The organism is Legionella londiniensis (assembly GCF_001467825.1).
Lineage (GTDB): Bacteria > Pseudomonadota > Gammaproteobacteria > Legionellales > Legionellaceae > Legionella_A > Legionella_A londiniensis.
In genome coordinates this window covers 202,361-215,027 of the sequence record NZ_LNYK01000014.1, presented here as the reverse complement: position 1 = coordinate 215,027, position 12,667 = coordinate 202,361, and the positions used below count along the sequence as shown (strand labels likewise).

Here is a 12,667-nt window from a genome sequence, read left to right as displayed (position 1 = left end):
ATTGAATCATGTTTCGCATTTTTATCACGGCCAAAAGAGAATAACAACATCAAGTCGCTTGTATGGCAGGGCAAAATCATACTTTGACCGCATCATGTTTTATTTGTGTTATTTACAAGCATCAGGAAATCCAAGCAGCAAGCCAAGAACTATCATTAGAAATGGATTTTCTAAGGCGCGGATAAGTCAAGCTTTGCACGATTTAGCACGTCATTTTTTTATTAAAATGATATGATCTTACCTTGGCTCGCATGGATAAAAGCAAATATCTAGATAACTAAATGTCCCTTAAGATACCAACGGCATGAGCCCGAAATGCAAACCCGCTCCGGGAGTACTTCGCAGAACACTTCCCCTTTCCGGGAAACTCCCTGATGAGCGCGCAGGCTGGATTTGCCAAGTTTTGCAGCCCAAAAAGGGGCGAGAACGCAATGGGCAGAACCTGTAACGGGATCTTCAGGGATATGGTGTTTTGGATAAAAACACCGCGAGTAAAAATCCACCTCGCTGCTTTTTGCGGTCAATATTAATCCGCGTTTTGGCAGTTTGGCCAGCGCTTTTAAATCGACTTGAGCCTGATAGACCTGTTTTTCCTCGGCCAGTAAAACCAGGTAATCAAGTTCGCTGGCATAAGCTTGCACTAAAGGCTGATCTATCATTTCTTTTAATTGGCCCGGCGATTCAAGTTCATTAAAACTGAGGCGCGGAAAATCCATCAATAACCGTTCACCCTTTTTCCAAACCGATAATCTTCCGCTTAAAGTTGAGAAATAAATGGGTTGCGTATGATGAGCCCCCATTTCAAATAAAACAAAGCCGGCAGCAAGGGTAGCATGCCCGCATAAATTGATTTCGCCATTGGGAGTAAACCAACGCAACTGATAGCCGTCATCATCTTCGATGACAAAAGCGGTTTCGGATAAATTGTTTTCAATGGCAATGGCTTGTAACAGCTCATCATTAAGCCATTCTTTTAATAAACATACAGCAGCGGGGTTTCCATGAAACACCTTATCTGTAAAGGCATCAACTTGATAAATTTCAATGCTTGGCATTGTATGTGCCTATGGGTGAAATAATGGTGCGAAGGTTAACGAGCCTGCATTAAAATAGCAAGTATTATGGTTGTTTTTGCAGGGATGTTTTTTTAAACTTCTTATCTTCTACGCTAGTGCATCAAATTATTTTTTCCTGAAACCTTATGACTATACTGGTATTTGATATCGAGACAGTTCCGGACATTGAAAATGGACGAAAACTCTATGAGCTTGACGGCCTGGATGACAGAGACACGGCAAACGCCCTCTTTGCAATGAGACGCGCCAAGGTTGGTCATGAATTCTTGCCTCATTATCTGCAGAAAATTGTTGCCATCTCCTTGGTTATCAGCAATGACAGGCACCTTAAAGTATGGTCGCTGGGCAGTGAAGACGCTGATGAAAAAGAACTGGTTCAGCGGTTTTTTAAGGGTATTGAGAAGCACAAACCGACACTGGTCAGCTGGAATGGCGGAGGATTTGACCTGCCTGTCTTGCATTACAGGGCATTGTTTCATGGGATTGAAGCTCCCGGCTACTGGGAAATTGGCGAGCGGGAACAGGCTTTTCGCTGGAATAATTATCTTAATCGATACCATTATCGTCACCTCGATTTAATGGATGTTTTGTCTGCCTACCAGATGAAAGCCTGCGCGCCCCTCGATGAGATAGCGACGATGCTTGGTTTTCCGGGTAAAATGGGAATGCATGGGGATAAAGTATGGGAGGCATACTTGGAAGGCGACATCCATGGAATCCGTAATTATTGTGAAACGGATGTTTTAAATACTTATTGCGTGTATCTTCGCTTTGAATTGATGCGCGGCAACCTCAATCAATCTGAATATCAAAATGCATTAACGAACCTGCGCCGCTACCTTGCAGAAGAAGAGGATAAATTGCATTTACAGGCATTTTTACACCGGATGTAATGCGTAGGGTTTAATCATGGTTAAATATGTATTGGGAAACCCAATCAAGCGGCCTGGCTTGGCTTAAATTATTTTGGCAAGTACAATGGCATCTTCTGTGCCGCTTGCGTCACGATAGTATGAATTTTTAATATCAATTTGCAAAAATCCCATTTTTTTATAAAGAGCCAATGCCGCCTCATTGCTCGGACGAACTTCGAGCATCACGGAATTTATCCATGTAGCTGCGAAAGAGTCAATTAGGGTCTGTAACAAATATTGCCCCAAGCCTTTTTTTTGATGAACCGGCGCAATGCATAAATTGAGTACGTGGCACTTGCTGGCCTGATAACGGGAGATAATATAGCCTGCTATAATTGACCTGCCTTCCTCTTCGATCTCAAGCACTCTGCAGTCATATCCCACCAAAAGGCAATCCTTAAGAATGGCATGACTCCATGGAGCGCGATGAGCAGAAAGTTCAATGGAATAAACCGAATTCAGATCTTCTTTTTGCATGGGCCGCACATTAAGACGCATACTTGTCCTTCATTCGATTTTTTAAGCTATTTTCAAGATTTTTATGAATTTGATTAAACCCGCGATTACTCATAACCAAAACTGCGTCTCCTTCGGAGACTTTATGGGTTAAGGCATTAATAATAGCCTCTGTCGAAGGCAATAAATGATAAGCAAAATGCCAATCCTTTGCTATTGCTTCCAAATTGAAATCAACTGAATTTAAAATAAATACCTCATCGGCCTTTGACAAGGCTTCTTTCAAGCGTCCCGCATGAGCGCCGGTACGCATGGTATATGAAGCGAACTCCATGACGGCATATATTTTTTTATGTCTTGCGCTTTTTCGCAAAGCATTGATCGTCTTTTCAATTGCAGTCGGATGATGGGCAAAATCATCATAGATGGTAACGCCGGAAACAACTGATTTTACTTCCAGCCGGCGCTTGACTGGTTTATATCGCGAAAGAATCCGCGCGGCAACTCCAGGGGAAACGCCGGCATGGCTGCTTGCAGCAATTGCGGCGAGTGCATTTTCCACATTGAATGAACCAATCAGATCCCAGCTCACTTCAGCAACACATTGCCCTTTTTGAAAGACTCGAAAGCTTTGCCCCGAATCATCCAAAAGTTCTGCCCGCCATTCCGGATTGCCGTTTAAACCAAATTCCTGAACCGGACAATAACAACCTTTTTCGAGGACCATTTTCAAAGCTTCATCAGAAGAAGGTTTGACAACCAAACCGCGCCCGGGAATTGTCTTTAAAAAATAATGAAACTGCTGCTGAATTGCAGCCAAATCAGGGTAAATATCAGCGTGGTCAAACTCGAGATTATTGATGATTGCAAGCTCGGGGCGATAATGCATGAATTTTGGCCTTTTATCAAAAAAGGCACTGTCATACTCATCCGCTTCAATGACAAACCATTCTCCCTTTCCCAGGTGCGCGCTGCTATTAAAATTTGCCGCAACCCCACCAATCAAAAAACCAGGATCCAAGTCTGCTTTTTGTAATATGAATGCAAGCATGGAAGTGGTGGTGGTTTTACCATGGGTGCCAGCAACAGCGATTACCCGATAACGGGATAAAATGTTTTCTGCAAGCCATTGCGGGCCTGAAATATATCCCTTTCCCTTATTTAAGACGGCTTCCACTACAGGCATTCCCCGCTTGATTGCATTGCCGATAATCACGCAATCCGCTTTCAATGCTTCAGAGCTTTCCTCATAACCTTCTATCCAATGAATACCATTGGCAGCGAGCAAATCACTGATTGGCGGATAGCAATTCGCGTCATTTCCGGTAATATAAAAACCCGCCCGCCTTGCCAATATAGCCAGCGCGCTCATAAAGGTTCCGCTTAAACCTAAAATATGAAGATGCATAATTAACGCCAAAAAGAAACCATTAACATGTTTGTTGCAAGCAGACCAAAGCTTGCAAGCACCGCAGAAAAGTAATGAGTAGATATTGCTTTCTTATAAATATAAGCAGCAAGCATAAACTGCCATATCGTTAAACTCAAGGCCAGCAACAAATAAAGAAGCGCAAAAAGGGTTGGGGCAAATTTTGGAGCAATTTCCGAGCCTAAATACGGGGTCGCAACAATCAAGGGAAAAGCCAATATATGCACAATTAAATGACTGGCATACAAACACGTTACTGTCTGGATGAATCGATTAGACAAATTTAAAGAATACAACAAAATAAAAGTATATAAGCCATATGAAATCACAAGCGAAATCGCCGCGGCGAATGTGGATAGTAATGAAAATTGCTGTTCAAAATCAACCATTTCCCATTGCATCACCAATATAAATAGAAATAAACAAAGCACGACGATTAATAAAAAATGAGAATGTGGCGTATCCGCAGGAGATCGCTTAAATATACATATCTGCCAATATTGTTGTATCAACGCCCACCACATGCAGTTCTTATCCCTTTCCCATTCATAAGTACCGTTAAATAGAAACAGTACTGGTCGCACCGCACCCGTTTAACGCCTTTCTGTGCAGTTATCTATGATTTGATAATACTGACTTGCTGCACAACCGGCTTTAGCCAGGGACCTGTAATTTTATAAGTATAACCACTGATTTTCTGCATACTGTGACTAATCAATTTACTGGCAATCCAGGTTGCGATTCCGGCAACCGGCCCTCCTGCAATAGTTGCAACTACCGGCAGGCTGGCCGTGATGTGAGGAGAAACCCTAAGCTCCAGATCATATAACTTTCTTGCCAAATCCAAATCTCCCTTAATGCCAGCATAGGCAACCGGCCCGTCTATGTATGTATCTGTGGTGCTCATAACCCCATCTTTCAGGATAAATCCCCCTTTGAACACATCAAAACTGTATCCATCATTAGCCAAGTCGCTGAAATCCAATTTGAGCCGCCTGGGAATAGTCTGTAAGCTTAGAATACTAAGCAATTTGCCTAACCCCAGTTTTTCTTCTGTCTCAGGGCTTAGATTGCTGATTCTTCCTTCTTTAAAGGTCATTGTAATATGCCCTTTAATTTTCGCCAGCGAAAAATCAGAAAATGCCCCAGGCCAGCTGCTATGGATAAAGACCTGGCCGTAATGCGCTTCAACTACAGGCGATACGTGCCAGCGCGACAGGCTTTGCGCCAAGTCATTCATATAAAGCCGACCCTGAATATCAGTGCGGTTTTCCTTGTCATTTCGCCGCCACTCTCCTTCCAGATTCAACTGATAAAAAGGCGACTCCAGGAGGAACCTGGTCAATTGCCAAATAGTTTTTTTATTTTTGCCCTGTAGGCTCAATCGCCCCAAATCAATATCGCCAAGTTTGAGCTCCTTAATATTGATATCAAGATTTGGAATCTGCCCCGGTAAGTAATTAGAGGCAGAAGATGCAGCGTACTCCTCCCCCCAATCTTTTTTAGGGATAGATAAATGACTTACCTCGCCGCTTAAATGATTATTTACCGGATTGTATTGTAATTTTGCCAAGATATCGCGATGAACCAAATCCAAAGACCATTGATCCTTTGTTTGCTTTCTCGCTTTAAAAATGAAATTCTGGTATACAAGTTTGCCAAAAATGAATTGAGCCAGTTTTATATCAATATACCTTATTTTTTCAAACAAGCCGGAGGAAGATGAACCATCTGGAAATTTTGCTAAAACGCTCTGCCAATTTTGCCAGTTTAGGGAAGGGAGAGTTCCAACTAAACTTATTCCTCTTTGTCTCGGCTCTGAAACATAGCCGCTCCCAATTCTGACCATACCTTTATGCAACAGAAACTGTTGGCCTTGTCTTTTAAACCAGAGCTTTGCGCTGATGGTATCATCAAAATTAACATATAGCCTCACGGCAGTTTGCGGATTAAAATCGATTTCAATATCTAACGGCGAAATTTGTTGGGATGTTTTCCCGAAAGGTGAAGGCAAATCAATCGCGACACCTGTCAACGGTGTGCTTATATGTATATGATCCAGATCATGAGGATCATCCGTCAGGGTCATTCTAGCAATAAATTGAATGCTCCCCTGCATAAAAGAAAGCATGGGGAGATCAAATTTTTTCTGTAATAATTCAGTGGCCGTGTGCCCTGAAATATTCACTTCCGTATATGGTTTATTGCTGCGCACAGAATGTATTGACATGACAACGGGATCCCCAAGAAGGCTTGCGCCAAGATCGCTATGAGTAATGCCTTGCTCGTCGAATAACAAACTTCCCTTGAGTTGATTCAGTTCTAATTGCTGCATGGCATAATCAGCAACCACTTTGTTCTCATTAAAATCGACACGCCCGCTTGCGAATATTGCATCATTTTCTGGATAGAGGGGTATCTCAAGGCGCAATTCCAAATCGACATCGCCGTCCATTTTCAGCATATTCAATTTTGCCAGTCGGTCATTCAGCGGAGAGTGCTTGACATATCTCAACAATTTGTCTGCTTGGGTTTTGGTTTTTCCGTGCAACAGCAGGGTTTCATGATCCAAACCAAGATCATCAATACGTAAATTCACTTGCTTTACGATCATGTCATCCAATTCAGCATAGTGAACATCGGCTTCCAAATTGCGTTTATTGAAATATAGATTGACATTGACATTTTGAGTCAATGGCCATTTTTCCTTAAAGGTCAAGTCAAGCCCGCTTAGATAATTACTGAAATGAAACTCTCCTGGTTGTTTATCAAAGGGAAAATCAGCAATAGGCCCATCCACCTTCAATTGCCCGCTGGCTTTTTCAATTCGATGAATATTGTTTTTCAACCAGGTATAAAGTTTTGGCTTGAGGTAATCTCTGGGAAGGTACGCCAACCATTTGGCAGCATTGTCTGCAGAATACTTGGCAACCAATCTGATATTACCCCCATCGTCAGTAAAAGCTTTATCCCAAACACCCCGGGCGCTTATAGTCAAGTCAGGATTAACCAGCAATACATGATCAAGGCTTATGCGCATGCCATGACTCAGGGCTTTCCAGTCAAGAACCCCTTGAATGTTCTTGAACTTTATGGGAGGCAAGGACTTTGGCGTCAGTGTGGCATTTCTCGAATCCAATTCAAGATGTCCTTCCTTGGGCTGCCAATGCAGTACACCCGAAAGATTACTCATGCCAGGAACATCCCTGGTCGCCATCCAGCTGATATTCTTGAATTGGCTCAGGAAGTAATGAAGCTCCCCCTGCTTGATAAGCAACTGCAGGTTATTGAGCACGCCTTCGGGTTTTGCAGCAATGACCGGTTTAATCTTTTCTGGCCAGTCAATGTTTGCAAAAAGAAGCGGTTCCAGATACAACGATTTCACATAAATTCGATAGGCTTCTGCTGCCCTTTGATATTCTACCCATATCTGGTTTTGCGGCCATTTTTTTCCTTCAAGGCCAAGCTCAATATGATCACCGGCTAATTCCCACCCTTCAAGCGTGGGAGTTAAGGCCAGGTTAGCCTTAAGCATTTGGGCAAAATGAGTTCGGTTTCCATCTTGTTTTTTTAATGAGAGATTCCTAAAATCCAGTATTGCCTGGCAATTTTTCAGGCTTGAATCAACAAAATCAAACCAAAGAGAAATATTGCCCCTCCCTCCCTGAAAAAGGTACTTTTTATAGGGAAGAAGTGCCTGCCATTGCTGAGGATTAATATCCTTTAAGGCAAGATAGGCTTGACCATTGGTTTGATTCAAATCATGACTATTTAAATCGGCCAAAAAAGTCAGGTCAGTTTCAGGAGTTTGTGACAGATTTGCCCTTGCTTTGACATGATAATGACCCGAACGATTCAAGACAGACAAGCGTATATCCTTCACGGGTAATAAAGACCCGTCTTCCAAATACACTGTTGCAGATATATTTTTGGCAATTATTTTATGTTGCAACATAAGCCAACCAAGAAGAGCTCGATACTCTGCTTCCGCAAACCGCATCTCACGGTTTTGGTCTAATCCCTCTATTTGCCAGGAATCTTTTTTTTGATGAAGAATCAAATGCAAATCGTCAATATAAAGCACGCCTGGCTGAATATGCCAATGCCAGATCGAACTCAGGAGGTTTATACCAATCAGTAAGGTACTCAACTGTATAGCATGATTTCGCGCATCCAATACCTGGACTTGTTCCAGTTTCAACACAGGCTCAAACCAGTACCAGCTCGTTTCAATACGGTTAATTCTAACCGGCTGACCAATTAAGTTGGAAAGATGTTCTTCAATTTCGCTTTTATATTGCGCAGCCAAGGGTGTGAGCGCACGAAATAGACTAAAAACGATCGCTGCAAAAATGAAGGCAACGGCCAGAAAAAGTCCGGTTTTTTTTAGCCATCGGCGGACAAAAGAGACCTGCTTCTTTTCTTGTTTGGAAGAAGTATTATCTGTTGATAAAATTGCTTCATGATCAGATTGACTAATCTGGCTCTTTTGATTGCTCATCAAGCTTCCGTAAAAAATCCATTTTTTCACCTATTTTTTGTTCCATGCCCCGATTTACCGGCTGGTACCACCCAGGATTGTTCATGCCTTCCGGGAAATAATTTTCACCAGCCGCATAACCATGCGGTTCATCATGAGCATAACGATATGTTTTGCCATATCCCATTTTTTTCATTAACTTTGTAGGAGCATTTCGTAAATGCAAGGGAACTTCGCGCGATTTGTCTTTTTTTACAAAAGCCATGGCCTGTTGATAGGCTTTATATGCAGCGTTGCTTTTAGCTGTGACCGAGAGATAAATGACCGCGCTCGCCAGGGCCAGCTCGCCTTCTGGAGATCCCAGGCGTTCATATGTACTGGCTGCATCATTAACCAGCTGCATGGCTCGAGGATCAGCAAGGCCAATATCCTCCCAAGCCATGCGGATAATTCGCCTGGCAAGATATAATGGATCAACACCGCCATCAAGCATGCGGCATAGCCAATAAAGCGCTGCATCAGGATTAGACCCACGCACAGATTTATGCAAGGCGGAAATTTGATCGTAAAAATGATCGCCCTGCTTGTCGAAACGTCTCGCTCCCAGATGCAATACGTCACGCACAAATTCTGTATCAATTTCTTTGACACCAAGGGCCTGGGCTGCTGTATCAATCTGATCCAAAAGATTAAGAAGGCGTCTTGCATCTCCATCAGCATAGGCAATTAACGTTTGTTGAGCTGACTCCTTAAACTGCAAATGCCGTAAAACCCGCTCTTGCGCTCTTGTTAACAATATCTGCAGTTCTTCGTCTGACAAGGCGTGTAATACATATACTTGTGCGCGGGATAAAAGAGAAGCATTAACTTCAAAAGAAGGATTTTCAGTAGTCGCACCAATGAATGTGACTAGTCCTGACTCAGTGTAAGGCAACAACGCATCCTGCTGGGCCTTATTGAACCTGTGTATTTCATCGATGAATAAAATGGTATGTCGATTTTTCTGCCGATATGCTTTTGCTGTTTCAATTGCGGCACGAATATCTTTAACCCCGGAAAAAACAGCCGATAACGCAATCCACTCACAGTCAAAAGCATGGGCGGTTAATCTCGCAAGCGTCGTCTTGCCAACTCCGGGAGGGCCCCACAAAATCATAGAATGAGGTTTCCCTGATTCAAATGCAAGCCGCAAAGGCTTATTGGGCCCCAGCAAATGAGTTTGTCCAATCACCTCGTCAATTGCTGTTGGCCTTAACGCTTCAGCAAGCGGCGGTAGAATTTCTGCAGAAAGTTTAGTCATTGCTCCACCACGTCCACACCTTTTGGTGTGGAAAACTTAAACAATTTGGCCGGCAACTGGGGATTAAGTTTAATATTAGACAATATAACATCGGTATGCTGTCCAAGTTGATCAAATAATTCCAAGCCTTTTAACATCTTCCCTTCAAACACAAGTTTCACCCGCTGAAAATTAGCTTTAGGAGATTTAGACCGCAGATCATAAATCTCTTTTTTGCCCTTGACTTCTTGGGTTACATCAAAATCGCGAGCCACCGTATTATCATACCCGCTTAAAAAAAGTGCCGCAGTACCCCCTATTCCTTTTTCCTGTTTTTTGACTGTGACTTGTTCCAAATCAACATCATAAACCCACATTCGCTTGCCGTCAGCGATGACAAGTTGCGGCATGGGAGACGTGGTATGCCAGCGAAAGCGGCCTGGGCGGGATAAAGCCATGCTTCCTGAAGAACGGGATATTTCTTTTTTCTTTGCCTTAATAACTTGTTTGAACGTTGCGCTCATTGTTTGTATGGCGTTTAATTTATCCTGTAAAATTTCTGAAGCTGAAGCGCAAAATGCGCTCCCCCCCCAAATGAACAAAGCCAATATAACCATTTTTTTCATAATTTAATCCTATGCATCTTCATTAACCGCAGAAACCAAAACATCTCGAAAACCACCCTCTAGAGGCCCGACAATCCCTGTACGCTCCATTTCCTCAACAAGGCGCGCAGCACGATTATAGCCAATTTTAAACCGTCTTTGGACAGCTGAGATACTGGCCTTACGGGTTTCGATCACAAATTCTACGGCCTGATCATATAAGGGATCCGCATCTTCTGTTTCCTGGTTTTCATCACCGAAGGGATTATCAAAGCCGTCGCCCATGGTTTGAGTAATTTCTTCAATATAGTCTGGAGTTCCCCGGGCGCGCCAGTCATCAGCTATCCGATGTACTTCCTTATCGTCCACAAACGCGCCATGCACACGCAAAGGCGCGCCGCTACCTGGCGCTAAAAACAGCATATCACCATAACCAAGCAACTGTTCTGCTCCCTGTTGGTCAAGTATCGTACGAGAGTCAATTTTGGAAGAGACTTGAAATGATATGCGGGTGGGAATATTGGATTTAATGAGCCCTGTCAACACATCTACTGAAGGTCTTTGGGTAGCAAGTATTAAATGAATACCGGCAGCTCTTGCTTTTTGGGCAATGCGGGCAATCAATTGCTCCACTTTCTTACCCACCACCATCATCATATCTGCCAATTCATCAATAACCACCACTATATACGGCAGCGGCTCAAGAATAGGCGCCTCCTCGCCCGTGGAGCCTTCGGGTTTCCAGAATGGATCCGTCAGCGGTTCATTGCGTTCGCGAGCTTCAATGAGTTTGGCATTGAATCCAGCCAGATTACGAACGCCAAAAGATGCCATCAGCCGATACCGTCTCTCCATTTCTCCAACACACCACCTGAGCGCGCTGGCAGCTTCTTTCATATCAGTAACCACTGGGGTTAACAAGTGTGGAATGCCATCATATACCGACAATTCAAGCATTTTGGGATCAACCATGATCAAGCGTACTTTTTGAGGCGTCGCCTTAAACAATAAGCTTAAAATCATGGCATTAATACCGACAGATTTCCCGGAACCTGTTGTGCCTGCAACCAGCAAATGCGGCATTTTCGCTAAATCAACCACCATAGGATGACCCGCAATATCCACGCCAAGAGCAAGGGTCAAAGGCGAATGGGCCTGCTGATACACCTCAGCAGTCAACACTTCAGATAAATTGACGGTTGCGCGGTTTTGATTGGGCAGTTCAATTCCAACCACGGTCTTCCCGGGAATAATTTCTACAACCCGCACGCTTGTGACAGATAAAGAACGAGCCAGGTCTTTGGATAAAGCCGTCAGTTTACTCGCCTTGACCCCAGCCGCCAGCTGCAATTCAAAGCGGGTAATAACAGGGCCTGGATGCACGGAAACTACGTCGGCCTGAATACCAAAATCGAGAAGATGCTGCTCAACCTCCCTGGAAAGATTTTCCAGCTCCTGAGGTGAATAACCGCCGAATGGCTTGCCGGGTTGACCTTTATTGAGCAGGCTTAATGATGGCAAAGTACCGCTGACCACCGTATTGCAGAGCGAGCTATCCCGAGTTTTTTTCCTTGCGGGTTCTTTAGCCGCAGCTGCTGGAGCCGGTTTGATTTCCTCTGGAGTTATTTTTTTACTAACCGCAATTGGCTGGATTTTTCTTTCCTGGCCGGGCTTATCAGTTACTCTCTCTCTTGCATACAGATTTTTCAATCTATTTTTAAAAAACAATGCAGAATAAAAGATGCCCTTATACAGTATGCGGCAGAGAATAAGCGTATAGCAACCAACGAACTCAAGCGCGCGTATCCAGGAAAACCCGGTTAACCAGGTCAAGCCAACCAGCAGGAGTGCAAATAATAATAATGTTGCGCCTTCAAGGTTCAAAGCCTGGTTTAAAGGAGAAGATACAAATTGGCCAATGATTCCCCCAGGCCTAAAGGCAAATGGAGCGTACAGCGCACTCGCTTCTAAAGCCAACAAGCCGCACCCTCCAATCAAAAGAAGCATAAGCCCCGCGCTTCGCAAAAGTAATGCCGCTTTATTCACCGAACGTAAGGCTCTATGATCCTTTAAAATTATCCAGGATATAAAAGCAAAGCATAACGGCAGCAGATAGGCCATATAACCGAAAACGAAATAAAGCGCGTCGGCTATATAGGCGCCCACGGTTCCTCCAGCGTTTGCGACTACGTGATGGCGGGCGGCAGCATGCAGCCATCCTGGATCATTAGTTCGATAAGTCACAAGCGACAGCAAAATAAATAATGCGGCAGTAAGCACTAAAATAAAACCGCCCTCGCTGACACGCTTTAACATAAATTGCGGCAAGGCGTTACCTGGATGACCCGCATCTCTCTTACGTTGTTTTGTCATGGGTATTTTAATACTATGGGTTTTATCATACTATCGTCATCTTAGCATACAATAA

The 12,667-nt window shown here is 43.6% G+C and carries 9 protein-coding genes; 1 reads left to right on the top strand and 8 read right to left on the bottom strand.

What is annotated here, in order from left to right:
* Positions 1–269: 269 nt before the first annotated feature.
* Positions 270–1,055: a PhzF family phenazine biosynthesis protein gene (locus Llon_RS04575; protein ID WP_058528881.1), complete on the bottom strand. Its 786-nt coding sequence runs from the start codon at positions 1,053–1,055 to the stop codon at positions 270–272.
* Positions 1,056–1,201: 146 nt separating this feature from the next.
* On the opposite strand from Llon_RS04575, the gene Llon_RS04570 reads away from it, so the two are divergent.
* Positions 1,202–1,969, top strand: coding sequence for a 3'-5' exonuclease (locus Llon_RS04570; protein WP_058528880.1), 768 nt, complete (start codon positions 1,202–1,204; stop codon positions 1,967–1,969).
* Positions 1,970–2,032: 63 nt separating this feature from the next.
* On the opposite strand, the gene rimI is transcribed toward Llon_RS04570, so the two are convergent.
* From rimI to Llon_RS04535, 7 genes are all read right to left on the bottom strand, one after another.
* Positions 2,033–2,467 carry a ribosomal protein S18-alanine N-acetyltransferase gene (gene rimI, locus Llon_RS04565; RefSeq protein WP_237758258.1) on the bottom strand — a complete coding sequence of 145 codons (435 nt, stop codon included), beginning with the start codon at positions 2,465–2,467 and terminating at the stop codon, positions 2,033–2,035.
* 10 nt (positions 2,468–2,477) lie between these two features.
* Entirely contained in the window at positions 2,478–3,854 is a 1,377-nt protein-coding gene (gene mpl, locus Llon_RS04560) for a UDP-N-acetylmuramate:L-alanyl-gamma-D-glutamyl-meso-diaminopimelate ligase (protein ID WP_058528878.1), read from the bottom strand.
* A gap of 2 nt (positions 3,855–3,856) precedes the next feature.
* A complete protein-coding gene (locus Llon_RS04555; protein ID WP_058528877.1) occupies positions 3,857–4,399 on the bottom strand; it encodes a hypothetical protein in 543 nt (180 codons plus the stop codon).
* Positions 4,400–4,491: 92 nt separating this feature from the next.
* A complete protein-coding gene (locus tag Llon_RS04550) occupies positions 4,492–8,376 on the bottom strand; it encodes a YhdP family protein (RefSeq protein WP_083503264.1) in 3,885 nt (1,294 codons plus the stop codon).
* On the bottom strand, positions 8,351–9,655 hold the full coding sequence (locus Llon_RS04545; protein WP_058528876.1) for a replication-associated recombination protein A: 1,305 nt from the start codon (positions 9,653–9,655) through the stop codon (positions 8,351–8,353). Before Llon_RS04545 ends, Llon_RS04550 begins: the two co-directional genes overlap by 26 nt.
* Positions 9,652–10,251 (bottom strand): outer membrane lipoprotein periplasmic chaperone LolA, encoded by a 600-nt coding sequence (gene lolA / locus Llon_RS04540; protein ID WP_412754107.1) that lies wholly within the window; start codon positions 10,249–10,251, stop codon positions 9,652–9,654. Before lolA ends, Llon_RS04545 begins: the two co-directional genes overlap by 4 nt.
* Before the next feature lie 18 nt (positions 10,252–10,269).
* On the bottom strand, positions 10,270–12,612 hold the full coding sequence (locus tag Llon_RS04535) for a DNA translocase FtsK (protein WP_058528874.1): 2,343 nt from the start codon (positions 12,610–12,612) through the stop codon (positions 10,270–10,272).
* Between the last annotated feature and the right edge of the window lie 55 nt (positions 12,613–12,667).